Annotated in this window: 17 protein-coding genes and 1 pseudogene; 5 read left to right on the plus strand and 13 right to left on the minus strand. The window is 45.1% G+C overall.

Going from position 1 to position 18,493, the window contains the following annotated elements; genetic code table 11:
* The first annotated feature begins 112 nt into the window (after positions 1-112).
* Together HUW51_RS05130 and galU are read left to right on the plus strand one after the other, a co-directional pair.
* The gene (locus HUW51_RS05130; RefSeq protein WP_185272923.1) at positions 113-1,108 is read left to right on the plus strand and encodes a mevalonate kinase family protein; all 996 of its coding nucleotides are present in this window, start codon (positions 113-115) and stop codon (positions 1,106-1,108) included.
* 233 nt (positions 1,109-1,341) lie between these two features.
* Positions 1,342-2,223, plus strand: coding sequence for a UTP--glucose-1-phosphate uridylyltransferase GalU (gene galU, locus HUW51_RS05135; RefSeq protein WP_185272924.1), 882 nt, complete (start codon positions 1,342-1,344; stop codon positions 2,221-2,223).
* A gap of 216 nt (positions 2,224-2,439) precedes the next feature.
* Here galU and HUW51_RS05140 read toward each other — a convergent pair whose 3' ends face one another.
* The 12 genes and pseudogenes from HUW51_RS05140 to HUW51_RS05195 all read right to left on the minus strand — a co-directional run bounded on the left by HUW51_RS05140 (position 2,440) and on the right by HUW51_RS05195 (position 13,427).
* Positions 2,440-2,868 carry a lipocalin-like domain-containing protein gene (locus HUW51_RS05140; protein WP_185272925.1) on the minus strand — a complete coding sequence of 143 codons (429 nt, stop codon included), beginning with the start codon at positions 2,866-2,868 and terminating at the stop codon, positions 2,440-2,442.
* Between the two features lie 82 nt (positions 2,869-2,950).
* A complete protein-coding gene (locus tag HUW51_RS05145) occupies positions 2,951-3,691 on the minus strand; it encodes a 6-phosphogluconolactonase (RefSeq protein WP_185272926.1) in 741 nt (246 codons plus the stop codon).
* Positions 3,692-4,096: 405 nt separating this feature from the next.
* A pseudogene (locus tag HUW51_RS05150) lies at positions 4,097-4,364 on the minus strand (3-deoxy-7-phosphoheptulonate synthase); the annotation flags it as partial.
* Between the two features lie 143 nt (positions 4,365-4,507).
* Positions 4,508-5,305 carry a tryptophan synthase subunit alpha gene (gene trpA / locus HUW51_RS05155; RefSeq protein ID WP_185272927.1) on the minus strand — a complete coding sequence of 266 codons (798 nt, stop codon included), beginning with the start codon at positions 5,303-5,305 and terminating at the stop codon, positions 4,508-4,510.
* Positions 5,292-6,485 (minus strand): tryptophan synthase subunit beta, encoded by a 1,194-nt coding sequence (gene trpB / locus HUW51_RS05160; RefSeq protein ID WP_185272928.1) that lies wholly within the window; start codon positions 6,483-6,485, stop codon positions 5,292-5,294. The genes trpA and trpB overlap by 14 nt, the downstream gene beginning before the upstream one ends.
* Positions 6,486-6,617: 132 nt before the next feature.
* Complete coding sequence (locus HUW51_RS05165) at positions 6,618-7,310, minus strand: phosphoribosylanthranilate isomerase (protein ID WP_228466932.1); 693 nt, start codon at positions 7,308-7,310, stop codon at positions 6,618-6,620.
* Positions 7,311-7,320: 10 nt separating this feature from the next.
* Entirely contained in the window at positions 7,321-8,130 is an 810-nt protein-coding gene (trpC, locus tag HUW51_RS05170) for an indole-3-glycerol phosphate synthase TrpC (RefSeq protein ID WP_185272929.1), read from the minus strand.
* Positions 8,131-8,438: 308 nt separating this feature from the next.
* Positions 8,439-9,425 (minus strand): anthranilate phosphoribosyltransferase, encoded by a 987-nt coding sequence (trpD, locus tag HUW51_RS05175; protein WP_185272930.1) that lies wholly within the window; start codon positions 9,423-9,425, stop codon positions 8,439-8,441.
* Entirely contained in the window at positions 9,422-10,021 is a 600-nt protein-coding gene (locus HUW51_RS05180; protein ID WP_185272931.1) for an anthranilate synthase component II, read from the minus strand. The genes trpD and HUW51_RS05180 overlap by 4 nt, the downstream gene beginning before the upstream one ends.
* Before the next feature lie 52 nt (positions 10,022-10,073).
* Positions 10,074-10,454 (minus strand): four helix bundle protein, encoded by a 381-nt coding sequence (locus HUW51_RS05185; protein ID WP_185272932.1) that lies wholly within the window; start codon positions 10,452-10,454, stop codon positions 10,074-10,076.
* A 59-nt stretch (positions 10,455-10,513) separates the two neighbouring features.
* The gene (locus tag HUW51_RS05190) at positions 10,514-11,926 is read right to left on the minus strand and encodes an anthranilate synthase component I family protein (RefSeq protein ID WP_185272933.1); all 1,413 of its coding nucleotides are present in this window, start codon (positions 11,924-11,926) and stop codon (positions 10,514-10,516) included.
* A gap of 427 nt (positions 11,927-12,353) precedes the next feature.
* Positions 12,354-13,427 (minus strand): alpha/beta hydrolase-fold protein, encoded by a 1,074-nt coding sequence (locus HUW51_RS05195; protein ID WP_185272934.1) that lies wholly within the window; start codon positions 13,425-13,427, stop codon positions 12,354-12,356.
* A gap of 473 nt (positions 13,428-13,900) precedes the next feature.
* On the opposite strand from HUW51_RS05195, the gene HUW51_RS05200 reads away from it, so the two are divergent.
* Both HUW51_RS05200 and HUW51_RS05205 read left to right on the plus strand, forming a co-directional pair.
* On the plus strand, positions 13,901-15,784 hold the full coding sequence (locus HUW51_RS05200) for a glycoside hydrolase family 13 protein (RefSeq protein ID WP_185272935.1): 1,884 nt from the start codon (positions 13,901-13,903) through the stop codon (positions 15,782-15,784).
* A 434-nt stretch (positions 15,785-16,218) separates the two neighbouring features.
* Entirely contained in the window at positions 16,219-17,079 is an 861-nt protein-coding gene (locus HUW51_RS05205) for an N-acetylglucosamine kinase (RefSeq protein WP_185272936.1), read from the plus strand.
* Positions 17,080-17,139: 60 nt separating this feature from the next.
* Here HUW51_RS05205 and HUW51_RS05210 read toward each other — a convergent pair whose 3' ends face one another.
* A complete protein-coding gene (locus HUW51_RS05210; protein ID WP_185272937.1) occupies positions 17,140-17,283 on the minus strand; it encodes a hypothetical protein in 144 nt (47 codons plus the stop codon).
* Positions 17,284-17,442: 159 nt separating this feature from the next.
* On the opposite strand from HUW51_RS05210, the gene HUW51_RS05215 reads away from it, so the two are divergent.
* Positions 17,443-18,393: a DUF2279 domain-containing protein gene (locus tag HUW51_RS05215; protein ID WP_228466933.1), complete on the plus strand. Its 951-nt coding sequence runs from the start codon at positions 17,443-17,445 to the stop codon at positions 18,391-18,393.
* Positions 18,394-18,493 lie beyond the last annotated feature (100 nt).

Consider the following 18,493-nt stretch of genomic DNA (forward strand, 5'->3'; position numbering starts at 1 on the left):
GGAAATTTTAAAATTATTTACTGCGGAAAGATTTTTAGCTACCTGTATTCTTACAATTCAGCCATTTTGTATTACTTTCCGCTTCCGGTTAATTAAATGCAACCCGCACCTTATGATTATCGAAGCCCGCGCTTATGCCAGAGCCGCCATTCTGGGAAATCCATCGGATGGCTATAATGGAAAAACCATCTCGCTGATTGTTAAAAATTTTGGCGCCCATATTTTATTGTACCAAACTCCGGAGCTGGTTATTGAGCCTCAACCGCAAGACATTAATCAATTTAAAAATATTTACCAGTTGCAAGACCAGGTAAACTTAACCGGCTACCACGGAGGCGCGCCCTTGCTAAAAGCAGCTATTAAAAAGTTTGTGGAGTATTGCCAGAACGAAAAAATAAAGCTGGAAAATAAAAACTTTACTATCCGGTATAATTCGTCGATTCCGCGCCAGATTGGCTTGGCTGGCAGCAGCGCTATTATTATTGCCACTTTGCGTGGCCTCATGCAATTTTACCGGGTACAAATTCCGCAGGAAATACTACCGAACCTGGCTTTGGCCGTAGAAACTGAAGAACTGGGTATTAACGCGGGCTTGCAGGACCGGGTTATTCAAACGTACGAAGGCTGCGTGTACATGAATTTTGACAAGCAGATTATCGCCGAAAAGAAACACGGTTTGTACGAACCCCTCGATCCAGACTTATTGCCTAACCTATACATTGCTTATAAAACCGAACTCGGTAAAGTATCGGGCAAAGTGTTAAACGACATTAAAACCCGCTACGACAAAGGCGATCCGCACGTAATTAATACTTTAAACCACATTGCCAGCTTAGCCGATGCGGGCAAAAAAGCCATACTGGAACGCGATTACGTAACCTTGCACCATCTGATGAACGAAAATTTCGACCAGCGCTGCCAGATTATGAAAATCAGCGATAGCAACATGGAACTGGTAAACACTGCCCGGCAATGCGGCGCCTCGGCCACCTTTACCGGCTCTGGTGGCTCCGTTATCGGCATTTACCAGGACGACGACATGCTGAACAAACTGGTAGCCGAAATGCGTAAAGTAAACGCCCGCGTGATTAAACCAACAATTGTTTGATAGTTGGCAGGTTGAAAAGTTAGAAAGTTGGAAGGTTACAAAGTAAGTGAAGTAAAAGTCCCCCTTTGGAGGGGGTAGGGAGAGGAAATACATACCGTCGTAATTTATAAAACGCAAAAATTTTAAAATTTTCATTTCCCAGCTCACCGACTGTAGACTATAAATTAAATAAAATCACCATGGACTATCTACCATGGACTGTGGACTAAAGACTATCGACTAAATAAAAACTTATGGTAAAAAAAGCAGTAATCCCGGCTGCCGGTTTCGGCACCCGATTTTTGCCGGCCACCAAGGCCCAGCCGAAAGAAATGCTCCCGATTATTGATACGCCTACCATCCAGTACGTGGTGCAGGAAGCCGTTGACTCGGGCATTGAAGATATCTTGATTATTACGGGAAAAGGCAAAGGCGCCATTGCCGACCATTTCGATCGCAGCTTTGAACTGGAACAACGGCTGCAGGAGAAAAACGAGGAAACCATGTATAAAGAAATGCGCCGTTTATCCGAAATGGCGAACATTTACTTTATCCGGCAAAAAGAAATCAATGGTTTAGGCGATGCTATTAATCACGCCCGCAATCATACCGGCGACGAGCCTTTTGCAGTATTGCTCGGCGATACCGTGATTGATTCTATTATTCCGGTTACCCAGCAGCTCATTGATATTTACCAGCAATACCAGGCTACCGTAATTGCCGTAGAAACCGTGCCCCACGACAAAGTAAACCGTTACGGCATTGTGGGCGGCCAATCAATCAGCGATTCGATTATGGAATTAAATACCTTAATTGAAAAACCCGCCGTAGAAACCGCACCGTCGAACCTGGCTATTGCTGGCCGTTATATTTTAACCCCGGAAATTTACCGCTCCCTGGATGCCACGCCGAAAGGTAAAAACAACGAAATTCAACTGACCGATGCGATGCTGCATTTACTTTCCACGGAAAAAGTTTACTCCTGCTCCATCGAAGGCAAGCGCTACGACATTGGCAACAAACTCGATTTTTTAAAAACCAATGTAGAATTTGCCTTAAAACGCAAAGAATTTGCTGGTCCATTCCTGAAATACCTCCAGGAAATTGTGCGCACCTACGAGTCGCAGAATAAGTAATTTTTTGATTTAATCTGGTTCTTAACTTCGGGTAGGATGCAGATAAAATTGTTCATATTACTGGTGCGAGCCTATAACCCGCATCAGCTGCCTTAAAGACAAACGCCAGTCTCTAAGCTGGCGTTTGTCTTTTATCTTTAATTTATAGGTTTGTAGACTACCCTATACTTTAAAGATTACTTTGCTTAAAATTGAACCTAGTAATAAAATGCTTAATTACTTGATTTTAGTTAAGTGGAAAATATACTTAGGATAACCCTCCTGACCTCCTTCCGGATGGTTGGTCAATTCAAACACCATTTTTTGCGGCGTTAGTAACGTAATTTTTCGGTGCACCTCGCGGGTTCCGGTATAATTTGTAAGATGCAGATCTGGCACCCGGATCAGAATTGAATCTTGTAATTTCCAGGTACCCGAGCCCCGAAAAGTGGCAATCTTATCTTCGGTTTTCCAACGGCCATTTTCTTGAAATGTAAGTATAGACCTGGCATTGTTACCCGACGGATATCCGTTTTCGCCCACGGTAGTTTCCACTAATTGCCATTTGCCAATTAGCAATCTTCTATCAATCCCTTGGCTTTGGGCCTGCGTGCAAGCAACTGCCAGAAAAAAGAAAATCATAAAAATAGTTTGCCGGGTAATCATAAGCTTAAAGTTTTAAATTTAGTTATGTAAACAGCAACGATACTCTTCTGAAATGGCTTTACGCTACAGCCCAACAGCCGCTTTACTTCGCCGTAGCAAACTGTAGCTCAGAAGCCGCAGCCCGGTCCAGGTACACAAGAGCCTCGGGTAAGGTTTGCAGAATGCTGGCGGGCACCTGGTTGGTAACTTCCCCTTCCAGCGACTGCGCAATGATCGGAGCTTTCTTCCCACCAGAAGCAATTAAAATAGGCACGTGGGCTTCCTGGAAATGTTTCAGGCCCAAGGTAATGCCATTGGTTAAAGGGGTAGGTTGCTTAAAATATTTTTGCCCAACCGTAATGGTCATTTCGGCTAGCGGGGCATGGTGGGCGTACAAATCAAAGGAGGTGCCGGGTTCGTTCAGGCCAATGTGCCCATTCAGGCCAATACCTACCAGCATGATATCCAAAGGACCGTGTTGTTGAATAAAGTTGTTCACGCGTGCGCACTCCTGGTCCAGATCGGCGGCTTTTCCGTTAAACACAATGGCTTTTTCCGGGGCTAAGTTTAAAGGGCCGAACAAATTCTGCTGCAGAAAATACCGGCAACTGCCGTCGCTGCTTTCGTCTAAACCAACCCACTCGTCTAAACCGATAAAAGTACACTGGCTCACATCCACCTGACCTGCCTGCACCGCTTGTACGAAGTGCCGCAAAACCCCAGTCGGTGACTCGCCCGAAGGAAAACACAACAAGGCATTAGGCTTTTGCTTTACATACTGCACAATGTACTCGGCAACAGCTTTCGACAAATCATCGAAATCGTTCTGGATCATTATTTTCATAGTGGGCTATTATTTTACCGGTTAAACTTTTTGGATTAGCAGACTAATTAACAAGATAGAATCTGCTTAACCAAAAAAGGCAACCTTGAATTTGTTTTCCGCCAGAACTATTTTGCTAATTGGGTTCAATAATCGATTTTCCCAAGTAACCTCAAAACCAGATCTTTTACTCTAATGCTGGATGGTAACTTAGTTCTATTAAGCCCTGAAAACAACCAACATGCTAATCAACAAGCAGTATATTAAATTTAAAAAAATTAATAAAGCAGCTATGCGAACGAGAATTTTTAATTTCTTGCAAGTAAGGCAAGGCACGGAAGTAACTTCCGCGCCATAGTTGAAGATAAAGGAAGATAGACGCAAATTTTAAAAATTTAAAATTTACCCTTTATGGCATACGCTGAGTTACCCCAACTTCTGCCGCAACTCGTAAGTAGCCAAAAGTTTTTTCACCAGCCTTTCCGACTCGGCAAAGTTTAAGGTTTGCGCACCATCGGATGCGGCTTCTTCGGGTTTTTCGTGGATTTCTTAAATAATACCCATCAGCGCCGGCCATTACAGCAGCCAAAGCCATAGGCTCAATATAATCGCGGATGCCAATGCCATGCGACGGATCTACGATAACGGGTAAGTGTGTTTTGTCTTTTAGAATTGGGACGGCGTTTAAATCCAGCGGGTCATTTAGGCGGAACCTTTACTACTGAGTAGCTAAATAGGTTCCGCCTAAATGACCCGCTAGGATTTAAAGTTTATTACACCAGTGTAAGCCTTAGTTAATTTTCTGTCGACTATCGACTATGGACCATGGACTAAAGACTAACTAAAAATTTCCTCTCCCGATTTAATTAAATAGATAAAGTCGCGGATGTTTTCCTGCAGGCCGGTGGGTTGTTGAATAACTTTAATAAAGGCACTACCAATAATTGCCCCTTCGGCGTAACGGCAGGCCAGGTCGAACGATTTTTTATCTGAAATGCCAAAGCCGATGAGCTTCGGATTTTTTAAATTCATTTGCTGGATACGCTTAAAATATTCTATCTGGCTGTCGGTGCCGGCTACGGTATTACCGGTGGTGCTGGCCGTGGAAACCATGTAAATAAAAGCATTGGTGAGGGCATCTATGCGGCGAATACGATCCTCAGACGTTTGCGGGGTAATCAGGAAAATGGCGCTCAGGTTATATTTTTCGAAAATAGCCTGGTATTCTTCTTCGTACTCTACCAGAGGCATGTCCGGAATAATCAAACCGTCTACCCCTACTCTCGCAGCTTCACGGCAAAAATTCTCAAAACCAAATTGCAGCACCGGATTTAAATAACCCATCAGAATAATGGGGAGCGTTACGGTATCCCGCACGTTATTCAGTTGCTCAAACAACTTTTTAATGGACATACCATTATTCAGAGCCACCGTGTTACTCTGCTGGATGGTCGGGCCATCGGCTAAAGGATCGGAGTACGGCATGCCAATTTCTACTAAATCGGCACCAGCATCCTGCAGGGTTTGCAAAATAGTGGTGGTGGATTCTAACTCCGGAAAGCCCGCGGTAAAATATACATTCAGGCTGCGGCCGGGTTGTTTTTTAAAAAGTTGGGCTATTTTATTGTCCGTCATGCTCGTCGAGGTAATTAATAATGGTTTGCAAATCTTTATCGCCGCGGCCCGATAGGTTTAATACTACCACATCGTCGGATTTTAACTGCATGTAATGTAAAGCGGCAATAGCGTGCGCCGATTCAATGGCCGGAATAATGCCTTCCATCCGGCTGCACAATACCACGCCCTGCATGGCTTCTTCGTCGGTGATGGCGTAGAATTTAGCGCGACCGCTGTCGTATAAGTGCGCGTGCATCGGCCCGATACCCGGGTAATCCAGACCCGCCGAAATAGAATGGGGTTCTACAATCTGGCCGTCTTCGGTTTGCATAAGCAGGGTCTTGCTGCCGTGAATAATACCCAAAGAACCAAGCACCGAGGTAGCCGCCGATAAACCGGAATTTACACCGTGTCCGGCGGCTTCCACTGCCACTAAGTTTACGGCTGGTTCGTTTAAATAATGGTAAAAAGCGCCCGCCGCGTTGCTACCGCCACCCACACAGGCCACTACGTAATTCGGGAACTCGGTACCTTCTTTATACAATAACTGCTGCCGCACTTCGGCGCTGATTACCGCCTGAAAACGGGCTACCATATCGGGGTACGGGTGCGGACCAACTACCGAACCAATAATGTAATGCGTGTCTTCGGGATTGCTGATCCAGTCGCGGATGGCTTCGTTGGTGGCATCTTTTAAGGTTTGGCTACCGGAAGTTACCGGCACTACTTTCGCGCCGAGCAGCTTCATGCGGGCTACGTTCGGTTTTTGACGTTCGGTATCAATCTGGCCCATGTACACAATGCATTCCAGACCCGCTAAAGCGCAAACCGTAGCCGTTGCTACGCCGTGTTGTCCCGCCCCGGTTTCGGCAATAATGCGTTTTTTACCCAAACGTTTCGCCAGCAAAATTTGCCCGACGGTGTTGTTTATTTTATGCGCACCGGTATGGGCTAAATCTTCGCGTTTCAGGTAAATTTTAGCGTTAAATTTTTCGGAAAGCCGCTTGGCGTAATACAAAGGCGTCGGCCGGCCCACGTAATCGCGCAACAGCTCATCTAATTCTTCCTGAAAGCTGGGTTCGTAGATAATATCCAGGTATTTCTGGCGCAGTTCTTCTACGTTCGGGTATAACATTTCCGGAATGTAAGCGCCACCGAACTTACCATAATACCCACGTTCATCAACAGAAAAATCCATTCTATATTAGTTTAAAAGTTAGAAGGTTGAAAAGTTGGCAGGTTGAAAACCCGGAAGATTATTCTTAAACAGTTAATTTTAAAAATTTATCTACTTCCGTTTTCATTCTTTAAACCAATACAACCTTTAATTTTATTTATCAGCAATGCTAATGTTTTCTCGAAATGCCGTTAGCATTTTTTTTACTTTGGAAATATTTTTTAAGCCGGGTTCCAGTTCAAACCGGCTATTGATGTCGATGCCCCGGAGCTGGGGCCATCGGCCGGCTTTAATGGCAGCAACATGTTCTATGTCCAGACCGCCACTTAGGAAAAAAGGCGTATTTAAGTGATACTGATCCAGAACTTGCCAGTTAAAAGTAACCCCGTTGCCGCCGTGTTGCTGGCCTTTGGTATCGAATAAATAATAGTCGCAGGTGCCTTCGTAAAATTCTAAAGTTGTGAAATCAAAACTATCATCCAGGGCGAAAGCTTTTAACACAAGAAAACCCGCTTGCTTTAATTTACGGCACAGTTCTGGAGTTTCGTGGCCGTGGAGTTGTACGGCCTGCAAGCCATACTTTTCTGTTAGCGCCAGAATTGTTTCCAAGGCTTCGTTTACAAATACGCCTACTTTTTGCACGGTAGCCGGCAAGTGTTTGGCGTATTCGGGATTTAGTTTTTCGCCGGCGTACCGGGCAGATTTCCGGTAAAAAATAAAGCCGATGTAATCGGGCTGCAAGGCTACTAAATCGCCAATGTTTTCAGGCTCCCGCATGCCGCATACTTTCACCTGTAAAGTAGTGGGTGCATTAGTTAAGGAAACAGCCATGGGCGGAATAGTCATTTTTTAAAAATTATTGCGTCAGAGAAGATTTGGCGGTTTTTAATGATTCAATTAACTCGGCTAAAGTTTTTTCGGGCTGGCTGGTTTTCATGAAGGCTTCGCCCATTAAAAAACCCCGGTACCCGTAAGTTTGCAAATCCAGGATAGTTTCAACTTTTCCGATTCCACTTTCCGAAACTTTCACGAAAGTGTCTGGAATCAATGCCGCCAGTTCTTTGGAAGTGTTGATGCTGACCGTGAAATCTTTCAGATTGCGGTTGTTCACGCCAATGGCATCTACCTGGTCGGTTAAGGTGCGCTCCAGTTCTTCGCGGTCGTGTACTTCCAGCAAAATTTCCAGCCCTAGCGACTTGGCGAAAGTTGCTAGTCTTGTTACTTCTTCGGCTTCCAGGATACCGGCAATTAACAGAATCACGTCAGCGCCGATGGATTTGGCTTCGATGATCTGGTACTCGTCGATAATAAAATCTTTGCGCAGGATCGGGCAGGAATTAAACTTGCGGGAAGTAGTTAAATCCTCGTTTTTACCGCCGAAGAACTCGGTATCTGTAAGCACCGACAAAGCCGAAGCGCCCGCCTGCATGTAACCAATGGTGGTACGCTCCACGGAAGCATGGCCGTTAATCACACCCAGCGAAGGTGACTTCCGCTTAAATTCCGCAATAATGCCGTGCAAATCTTCCCGCAGCAGATACTTCCGAAAAGATACCGGCTGCGTTTCGAAATAAATACTTTGCTCCAGCAATTTCACCGGAAACAAAGCTTTGCGTTCCGCTACTTCCTGGCGCTTATGGGCGGCTATTTGTTCGAGTATGTTCATTTTTTAGTTGCAGGTTACAAGTTGCAGGTTGCAAGTTGTGCTCTTATTTATTTTTAGTCGATAGTCCATGGCCCATAGTCCACAGTTCATTTTTTGGTTATTTAGCTCCCCTCCTGTTTTAGGAGGGGTTAGGGGTGGTTGATTTTTTAAAAATTTAAATTTTCGTAGCTCCTGGTCCTCCCCCTACCCCCTCCAAAGGGGGACTTTTTACTTGTTTACAAAATTCTTTTTCGTTTTAAATCGAATATTTAATTTCGACTGTCCAATGTTTAGTGTCTAAAGTCTAACATCCAATATCCAACATCCAACTAAGCTATGAGCTTTTTAAACGACTCCAGGGCTTTGCCGGAAACTAAAGATTCGCGGGCGGCGGCTACGGCTTCGTCTATGGAAAATTCTTCGTTCATTAAGTACAAGCCCATGGCGGCGTTGGCAACTACGGCGTTGGTTTGCGCTTCGGTGCCGCGGTTTTCCAGCACGTCGGTGAAGATTTTGGCGGATTCTTCTACGGTGGTACCACCGGCTAATTCTTCTTGTTTTACTTCTTTAAAGCCTATTTTTTGAGGGCTTAAAATTTGTTCGCCGTTTTCGGTTACTACTTTAAACGAGCCGGTTAACGAAATTTCGTCATAGCCATCCAAGGCGTGCACCACCATAAAATGCTTATCAGTTTGCTGGTATAAATAGGCGTACAAACGCAGCAGTTCCAGGTTAAAAACGCCGACCATCTGGTAGTTAGGCCGGGCTGGGTTCACCATGGGGCCCAGCATATTAAAAAAGGTCTTTAAACCTAATTGCTTCCGGATAGGACCTACGTGGCTCATGGCCGGGTGAAACGCTGGTGCGTGCAAAAAGCAAATATTCGCTTCGTCGAGTTTCCGGCGCAGGTAATCGCTGTCGTGGGTAAACTGGTAGCCAAAATGGGCCATAATATTAGAGGACCCGCACACCGACGATACCCCAAAATTACCGTGCTTGGCAACTTTATACCCCGCTCCGGCTACCACAAACGAAGCCAGCGTAGATATATTAAAGGTATCTTTGCCATCGCCGCCGGTACCGCACATATCAATCACTTCGTGCGTTCCCAGTTCGGGTTTAATGCATAGTTCCAGCAAAGCGTCCCGGAAACCTTCTAGTTCGTGCACGGTAATGTTGCGCATTAAAAACACCGTTAAGAAAGCGGCCATCTCAGACTGGTTAAACCGGCCCTGCCCTAAATCCACTAACACGTTGTAAGCAGCTTCTTTGGTGAGCGCTTTTTGCTCAAATAACTGCTGCAGTATTTCTTTCATATCCAGCTTTTTTTAGGCGTAATAGAGCCTTTTAACCAACTGCGCATCATGTTTTCGCCGTGCTCGGTTAAAATCGATTCCGGATGAAACTGTACGCCCCGTACGTTGTGCACCTTATGTCGCAAAGCCATAATCTGCCCGTCGGCATCCAGGGCTGTTACTTCCAGTTCTTTCGGCATGGTGGTGGGCACCACTACCCAGGAATGGTAGCGGCACACTTTAAATTCGGCGGGCAGCCCCCGGAAAAGAGGTTCGTTTTTAGAAGTAATTTTAATGTTGGTAGCTACGCCATGCATGGGCTCCGGTAAATTGTACAAACTCGCCCCAAAAGCTTCGCCAATGGCCTGGTGCCCCAAACACACGCCCATTATTTTTTTGGTCGGCGCGTATTGTTTAATCAGGTCCATCATAATTCCGGCTTCGGAAGGCACGCCCGGTCCCGGCGACAGCAAAATGCTGTCGTATTCTTCCACGTCGGCCAGACTGATTTTATCGTTCCGGTACACCTCCATGTTCATGCCGTAGCCCAGCTTTTTCACCAGCTGCACCAGGTTATAAGTGAACGAATCGTAATTATCTAAAACTAGTATTTTCATGATAGAGGTTGCAAGTTGCAGGTTACAAGTTGCAGGTTAAAAATTTTAACTATTAACTATTATTAAGTTGTCGGTTTTTCAAATATTTGATAAAAGCTGCTAATTGCCGGGATAACTGAATGAGTTCTTCATATTTATTCTGGTAAAAAGCATCTTCTAACATTTTTAATTCTTTTAAAACATACAACTGATTTCTTAGTTCCCCCGCTAATCCCTTGGCGTATTTTAAAAAGCGGATAAAATCAGCATTGTTGTCGTATTCAAATCCTTCTGCAATATTATTGGAGATAGACATGGCCGCTCGTTGCATTTGGTCCCGGGTACCGTAATCTATTTTTAAATTACCGGAAGCGCACATCTTATAAATATCAATCGCAATAGAAGTCGCTTTCTGATAAATCTCAAAATCCTCAAACCGCCCTATCCGCGCCATCTATTTTTTTAATTTTTTTAATCAATACCCACCTGTAACCTGCAACTTGCAACCTGCAACTATATCGAAGCTGCCTTTTCCATGGCGGAGCGGAGGGCGGCTAGTTTGTGGTGTACTTCGTTGAGTTCGGATTCGGGGTTGGATTTGGCAACTACGCCGGCGCCGGCCTGGTAGTGCAGGCGGTTGCGGGTGCTCAGGAAAGACCGGATCATGATGGCGTGGTTAAAGTCGCCGTTAAAACCAATGTAACCGATGCAACCACCGTAATACCCGCGGCCGGTGGGTTCCAGCTCGTCGATAATACTCATGGCGCGGTACTTGGGGGCACCGGATAAGGTACCGGCCGGGAACGTGTCGGCGACCATGAGCATGGGTGCTACTTCTTTGGACCGCTGGCTGGTAACTTTCGAAACCAAATGGATCACGTGCGAATAATACTGCACTTCTTTAAACACCTCTACGGCTACCTGGTCGCCGTGGCGGCCTAAGTCGTTGCGGGCCAGGTCTACCAGCATTACGTGCTCGGAATTTTCTTTCGGGTCGTCGTAGAGTTTGCGGGCTAGTTCGGCGTCGGCGTTGTCGTTGCCGGTTCTTCTAAAAGTGCCGGCAATGGGGTAAATGCTGGCTTTATTGCCTTTTAAAGTAATCTGAGCCTCGGGCGAAGAACCAAAAATTTTAAAATTTCCGTAGTCGAAGTAAAATAAATACGGCGACGGATTAATAGAACGCAAAGCCCGGTATACGTTAAACTCATCGCCTTTAAAGCCTTTCGAGAACTTGCGCGACAATACTATTTGAAAAACGTTACCCAGTTTGCAATGGCGCTGGCCTTCGTTGAGTACTTTTAAAAAATGGTCGTCGGTGAAGTTAGAAGTTTCGTCGGCATCCGGAGTGAAGGTAAAAGCCGGAATGTTTTTATTTTTAATCAGCGCTTCCAGTTGTTCCAGGCCCGGGCCGGTGGTGTTTTCGTCAATGCTGTGCTCGAAAATATACAGCTCGTTTTTAAACGGATCTACCACTACAATAAACCGGTACAAACGGTACAGAATTTCGGGTAACTCCGGGTAAGCGGTTTCCTTCGGCCGGAATTCAATGTCTTCGTAATACGTAACGGCATCGTAGGTCATGTAGCCAAACAAGCCGTTATTGATGAAGTTAAAAGGATTGGCCCGCACGTAAAACGAATTAATAAACTGCTGCAAATGCTTCACAGCATCACGACGGTCTTCCAGAGGAATTTGTTCTTCGGTACCATCTGGGAAATACTGACTGATTACCTGGTCTTTTAACTCAAATCCCCCAATCGGGTCACAACAGATGTAGGAAAAGCTATTTTCGTTGCCGTGGTAATCCGAGCTTTCGAGCAAAATGCAGTTGGGATATTTATCACGTAATTGTAAATAAATACCAACAGGGGTAACGGTATCGGCGAGGAGCTGTTTGTGGGTGTTATACAGCTTGTATTTATTCATTTTTTAAATTTCTGTTTTTCTATGACAATTATTAAAAGGGAACGAGCGCTTCGCTTAATTAAAAATTAGAAATTATGAATTAGAAATTTTCATCAATTTGACTAATACTAATTTATTGGGTAGATGATTTTCTAAAAATTAAGTTAACAAAGCATTAACCGGAGTACACCGGGTAAAAGCAACTTAGCCTCGCCAATAATAATTTGTCCGGAAGAAAAAATATTGCATCATGGATACTATTTCTAAAAAGTTTAAAAATAAAAAAGCCCAAGTGAACTTGGGCTTTTCTGCTATTTATAGCTGTATACAAACGTGCCGGTTCACTCTTTTAGAATTCTAAAAGGTGCCACCAGCCAGCAGTATAGAGTTGTTTCATCTTCATGATGCTGCAAATATAGCACTCGTATTTAAGCGCGCAACATTTTTTTTATTTTTTTGCGTAGAGCCATTTAAACGCCTCCGGGAACTCGCGCCGCCAGAACCTTTCGCTGTGGTCCCCGTCCGGGCGGGTCTGGTACCAGATGTGTTCCGCCGGAAAGCCCTGGGCCAATAATTGTTCGTAAAGTTCACGCATTTGCGGTACCATTTCTTCGCCTTCCTGCTCGCCAGCCAGCAAAACCAGACGGGTATTTTTAAAATCTTTCTGGGCTACGCTAAATATCTTATCCGAAAACCACAAGGAAGGCGACATAACTAAAGCTTTGCCAAAAACCTGTGGGTAATGCGCCGCCGCGTACAACGAAATTAAACCACCCAACGAAGAACCGCCAATGCCGGTATGTTCGGCCTCGGGCTTGGTGCGGAAAGTAGCGTCCACGTACGGTTTTAAATCCTGCACAATAAACTGCAGGTATTTTTCGCCATCGCCTCCGCCGTATTCCGGATTTTCATAGGGCGTAAGTTCGTTAATCCGTTCTTCCCCGCCGTGTTCAATACCCACTACTATTACCTGCGGGCCACCGGTTTGCGCCAGTTCATCCAGGGTTTCGTCTACGCCCCATTCCTCGGTAAAGCTGTAATAGGCATCGAATAAGTTCTGGCCGTCGTGCAAATACAACACCGGGTAGCGTTCGTTGCTGGTAGCATAATTTAGGGGTAAATACAACCAGATGCGCCGGGTTCGACCCAGTTCCGGCATTTCAAAAGCGGCATCCAGTACTTGCACCTGGGGGCTGGCCGTGTGTTTGCGGGGTGGCCGGACAACCAAGTCCGTCCAGTTGGCTACTTGCACGGCAACTACTTCCGGTGAGGGCAGTTTAATGATGCGGTTGGGCAGGTCGCTGCCGTCGGCCGCGGCCTCCACCGACTCCCAGGTGCCACGGGTTACTTTAAACTCGACCGGCCGGTTCATGATGGGTATTTTTACTTCATAGGTACCATCGGGCTGTAATTGCAGGCGGTAAGCCGACGCTCCCGGTTGCCAGCGGTTAAAATTCCCTACCAGGTACAGGTGCGCCCCCGGCGGCGTATTTTCCGGAATCTGATTGACCACTATTTTCATGCGCGCTTTCCCGACATAATAAATCAAGTAGGTGTATAATTTAAAGCTCGGTTTTAGAACCGGTAACTCTGTTCCAAGGTGTACTCTATGCGTTACCAAATAGTTCTGGAGCAGGTGAACGTTAGTTTTTTTTAAATTTTGCCAAAAGCATTTCCATCGGGCAATAGTATTTTGATTAAAGTATAATTTTATCAACTCGCACTAATTTATCACCTAACGTCATAGGATTGCTCTTTAATTAGAAAACAGGTTAAATTTCAAAAAGAAGGCACTTTTAGGGGTAAGTAATGGTATAATGTACAATATCCGGCCCAACTATATTTTTCCGGCAAGTTGTAATATACCGGCACTCTGGCCTTGTGCTCCCGCGTAAAAACGCTTACATTTAGCTCCTTACCAGCCTCACGCAACCTTATACCCAAGCCGGGTGCGGCTGGTACCTTTACCTACTTGTAACCCGTGATCTTGCGCTTATGAACAATTATTTTACCCAGAGTAGCCGGTATAATCTTTTAAGTTGGTTCTTCTTTTTCCTGGTGAGCGGCACCGTGGCACAAGCCCAGCAAATTACCCGCGTAGATCCTACGTTCTGGTGGGTGGGCATGAAAAACCCGAAAGTGCAATTACTGGTTTATGGTCCGGACATTGCCCGCAGTCAGGTAAGTTTGAGTTACCCCGGCGTGAAGCTGGAGAAAGTAAGTAAAGTAGAAAACCCGAATTATTTGTTTTTGGATGTAACAATTAGCCCTACTGCCAAGCCGGGTAAAGTAAACTTTGTGTTTTCTGGCGCCAAAAAAACTACCTACGCTTACGAGCTAAAAGCCCGGGATAAACTGCCCAAAGGGCAAGGCGTAAGCAGTAAAGATTTTATTTACCTGGTACTCCCAGACCGGTTTGCCAACGCCGACGAAAGCAACGATAAATTTGCCGACATGGCTGATCCGGAAGCCGACCGCACAAATCCTTTTCTACGCCACGGCGGTGATATTGCCGGTATTACCAACCACTTAGATTATTTTGAGGAACTAGGCGTAACCGCACTTTGGCTGAATCCGGTAATCGAGAATAATCAGCCACAAACCAACGAAGGCGGTTCCATGCGTAGTGCGTACCACGGCTATGGCTTTACCGACCATTACCAGGTAGACCGGCGCTTGGGTGGCAACGAGGCTTATTTAAAATTTATTCAGGCGGCACACGCCAAGAACCTGAAAGTAGTGCAGGATGCGGTTTATAACCACGTGGGCATTAATCATTGGCTCTTAAAAGATGCCCCGGCCAAAGATTGGCTGCACCAATGGCCCACCTACACCAATACTTCTTACAAATTTCAACCGGTGCTGGATCCATACGCGGCACTGAGCGATAAAAAAGTAACGCTGGATGGTTGGTTCGTACCTTTCCTGCCGGACTTAAATCAGGAAAATCCGTACGTGGCTAATTACCTGATTCAGCACGCGCTCTGGACGGTAGAATATTTTGGCGTAGATGCCTGGCGCATCGATACCTATTTGTACAACAACCAGGCCTTTATGAACCGCTGCAACCAGGCTCTACTCGATGAATACCCCAACATCCATATTTTCGGCGAGTCGTGGGTAAACAACGTCATTAGCCAGGCTTACTTCGTGAAGAACAAAATTAATTTCCCGTTTAAATGTAACCAGCCGGGCACCTTAGATTTTGTGCTATGGGGCGCTTTTAACCAGGCTTTAAACCAAAATTCTAATTACGACGAGAACCCGGTGTACCAGGTTCTGGCCCAGGATGCCGTGTACGCCGATCCTTTAAAACTGGTCAACTTTCTGGATAACCACGACATGGACCGGTATTATTCGGTAATCGGCGAAAATTTTAATAAGTACAAAATCGGGCTTACCTGGCTGCTCACCACCCGCGGCATACCCAGTTTGTACTACGGCACCGAGATTTTAATGAAAAATTTTAAAAATCCGTCGGATGCCGAGGTACGCCGGGATTTTCCGGGCGGTTTTCCGGGAGATAAAGAAAACAAGTTTACGGCAACGGGCCGCAATGCCCAGGAAAACGAAGCTTTTAACTTTGTGAAAACACTGGCCCAGTACCGCAAAAGTACCCCCGCCCTGCAAAACGGAAAACTGATGCAGTACTTACCGCAAAACAATACCTACGTGTACTTTAGGTACGATGCCGCCAAAACCATTATGGTGGCCACCAACCCCACCGCGCAGGAAATTTCCCTGGAAACCAGCCGGTTTACCGAACGCACCCAAGGTTTTACGCGGGCCCGCAACGTACTTACCAACGAAGTTCTCAGCAGTTTAGCTACTATTAAAGTTCCGGCGCAAACCGCTTTGGTTTTAGAATTGCAAAAGTAAATCAACCTGTATAAAAGAGCTTTTATCGGCTTGCTCCTGGAGCGTACATCCCGAAAGTTTACCTCCAGAAAGCTCAGATTTATTACACAAAATGGCCATTATATTTTCTGAATCTGTTTAGTGGAATACCAGAATCCGGCACTTTAATAAGCGAGTAACCAGCCGATGGTTATAGTTGTGAAAATTAGAAATTTAGATCTAACATTTACTTTCATCTAAAAAGATAACGCATTATTCCGGTAATTTTAACACGATTGCGCTAGTTCTTTGCATAAAATGAAATATTTCTGGTTACTTAATTATTAAATTATTAATTATTTATCTTAAGTTTACAAACCTTTTACTTCGTGCAGGAGCAATTAAATATTTTCGAATACCGGGCACTCGTATTTAATTAATTAACAGCTTAAACCCTTATAACTTATTTTTTTCACATGGTAATTATTGCAGATGGTGGTTCAACCAAAACAAGTTGGTGTTTGATAACAGACTCTAATACCAAGGTTTATTTCAACACAGAAGGTTATAACCCGTATTTTTCTGATACTCCTACTATTATTGCCTCACTCCAAAAAAACTTACCGGAAAATCTTCGTAAAGAGGCCGTTAATGAAGTAAATTACTACGGTGCCGGATGTTCTGTTCCTGAAAAAATTGAAGTAGTGGCGGCGGCCATGCGAGCTGTTTTTACCAATGCCAACGTGTACGTGGGCCACGATTTATTAGCGGCCGCCCGGGCCTTATTAGGGGTAGATCCGGGATTTGCGGCTATTTTGGGTACTGGTGCCAATACTTGCCTGTACGATGGTAAAAATGTTACCTTAAACATTGATTCTTTAGGATATTTCCTGGGCGACGAAGGTAGCGGTTCGCATTTAGGTAAGCGATTGGTTCGGGATTACATGCGCGGTTACTTACCCGAAGGCATGCAGAAAATCTTCCGGGATACTTACGAACTGACCAACGAAGATATTTTTGATAATTTATACAACAAACCTTTGCCTAACCGGTTCCTGGCCAGCTTTAGCAAGTTTTTGTACGAAAACAATAATTTCTCATACTCCCGCGAAGTAGTAAAAGAATCTTTCGAAGCATTTTTTAAAAATTTGGTTTGTCATTACCCCAACTACGAACAGTATTCTTTAAACTGCGTAGGTTCCGTAGGTTATAACTTCCGCGATGTGTTAGAAGAAGTAAGTGCCGAGCATAACATGGCCTTTGGTAAAATTATCCGTTCGCCTATAGATGATTTAGTACATTACCACTCGGTATTAGCACCGCAAACTCAGATCTAGATATTTAGATGTTAGACGCTAGATATTAGACGTTAGACTTACATAAATCAAAGCATATTCTTAATTTTTAAAATATTTTAAAAAAGCTTCTGCCAACCGCAGAAGCTTTTTGCTTTTCAGGCGACCTTCATACGCCGCTGGTTTCATCCGCTGCTGATTGTGCAATTCGCCGCTGGTTGTGTCTTTAGAACCAGCTTTAGTCATTTTCTAAGTAGGGTCTAATGGGGACACTGATAATTTCAGATAAAAAATAAAAATGATGGTAGGTTCTCTCTAACCTTCCTCCATATTCAAACTGTTTCTGTTAACCGCAGAAGCAGTTTGTTTTTCGGGTGAGCGGAATAATTCCGGTATATTTGCGCCGTGAATACGCGCTGTCCAATTTTTAAACTTCGAAGTGGATTTGTAAAAGCAAAATGGCTGATTGGCCTGCTTTGCTTGCTTTCCGGTCAGGTTTGGGCGCAAACCGATTCCGTAATAACGTTTGCCGTGCCGGAAAAGCAACCCGATAAAACGAAATTAAAAGCATTGGGGATTGGTACTGGTTTAGCGTACGCAAGCTTTTTAACCGCCGCTAGTCAGGCCTGGTACAAAGATATGTCTCGCACGCGCTTTCACTTTTTTAACGACAATCACCAGTGGCAGCAGGTAGATAAAGTCGGGCATTTCTGGGGGGCGTTTCACCAGAGCCGTTTGGCAGTAGCTGCTTTGCACTGGGCCGATGTACCCACCCGAAAAGCGATTATCTGGGGCAGCTTGGCCGGAGTTATTCTGCAAACGCCCATCGAAATACTGGATGGTTATGCCGTAGATTACGGCGCTTCTACCGGCGATGTGGTGGCCAATGCTTTGGGTTCGGCCGCGGTTTTAAGCCAATATCTGGTGTGGCCGGAGTTACGGTTGCAGCCCAAGTATTCGTTCCATACTACCCGGTTTGCCCGTGAACGGCCCGCGGTATTAGGCAGCAATGTACCCGAACAAATGCTGAAAGATTATAACGGCCAAACCTACTGGCTGGCCGTAGAAGTCGCGCATTTCTTACCGCCTACCAGCCGCTTTCCCAAATGGTTGAACGTGGCCGTAGGTTACGGCACCGAAGAAATGGTTTACAATGACGTAGACACAAACCGGCAGGCAGGCTTCCGGGCATACCGGCAATTTTACCTGGCTCCGGATTTAAATCTATCGGCGCTGCGTACGCGCAGTAAATTTGTAAAAACCGCATTTTTTATTCTGGATATGGTGCATGTACCCGCCCCTACCCTGGAATTTAACAAACGACAGAAATTTAAATTTCACCCTTTTTATTTTTAAAAACCAAAATGGCTGGCAGTTTTGTTTAGAGGTAAAAGAGACAGTTGCTTCCAGTAGAACGTTCTCCCATTGTAATTGCCCGTAGGAGTTAAATTCGGGT

Origin of the sequence: Adhaeribacter swui, from assembly GCF_014217805.1 — a bacterium.
GTDB classification, from domain to species: domain Bacteria; phylum Bacteroidota; class Bacteroidia; order Cytophagales; family Hymenobacteraceae; genus Adhaeribacter; species Adhaeribacter swui.

Coding starts and splice junctions, on each gene's coding strand:
- HUW51_RS05140 (WP_185272925.1), bottom strand. CDS start 2,868: ATGATTACCCGGCAAACTATTTTTATGATTTTCTTTTTTCTGGCAGTT.
- trpB (WP_185272928.1), bottom strand. CDS start 6,485: ATGGATTTTTCTGTTGATGAACGTGGGTATTATGGTAAGTTCGGTGGC.
- HUW51_RS05145 (WP_185272926.1), bottom strand. CDS start 3,691: ATGAAAATAATGATCCAGAACGATTTCGATGATTTGTCGAAAGCTGTT.
- HUW51_RS05195 (WP_185272934.1), bottom strand. CDS start 13,427: ATGAAAATAGTGGTCAATCAGATTCCGGAAAATACGCCGCCGGGGGCG.
- HUW51_RS05130 (WP_185272923.1), top strand. CDS start 113: ATGATTATCGAAGCCCGCGCTTATGCCAGAGCCGCCATTCTGGGAAAT.
- HUW51_RS05185 (WP_185272932.1), bottom strand. CDS start 10,454: ATGGCGCGGATAGGGCGGTTTGAGGATTTTGAGATTTATCAGAAAGCG.
- HUW51_RS05180 (WP_185272931.1), bottom strand. CDS start 10,021: ATGAAAATACTAGTTTTAGATAATTACGATTCGTTCACTTATAACCTG.
- HUW51_RS05190 (WP_185272933.1), bottom strand. CDS start 11,926: ATGAATAAATACAAGCTGTATAACACCCACAAACAGCTCCTCGCCGAT.
- trpC (WP_185272929.1), bottom strand. CDS start 8,130: ATGAACATACTCGAACAAATAGCCGCCCATAAGCGCCAGGAAGTAGCG.
- galU (WP_185272924.1), top strand. CDS start 1,342: ATGGTAAAAAAAGCAGTAATCCCGGCTGCCGGTTTCGGCACCCGATTT.
- HUW51_RS05165 (WP_228466932.1), bottom strand. CDS start 7,310: ATGACTATTCCGCCCATGGCTGTTTCCTTAACTAATGCACCCACTACT.
- trpA (WP_185272927.1), bottom strand. CDS start 5,305: ATGACGGACAATAAAATAGCCCAACTTTTTAAAAAACAACCCGGCCGC.
- HUW51_RS05200 (WP_185272935.1), top strand. CDS start 13,901: ATGAACAATTATTTTACCCAGAGTAGCCGGTATAATCTTTTAAGTTGG.
- HUW51_RS05205 (WP_185272936.1), top strand. CDS start 16,219: ATGGTAATTATTGCAGATGGTGGTTCAACCAAAACAAGTTGGTGTTTG.
- trpD (WP_185272930.1), bottom strand. CDS start 9,425: ATGAAAGAAATACTGCAGCAGTTATTTGAGCAAAAAGCGCTCACCAAA.
- HUW51_RS05210 (WP_185272937.1), bottom strand. CDS start 17,283: ATGACTAAAGCTGGTTCTAAAGACACAACCAGCGGCGAATTGCACAAT.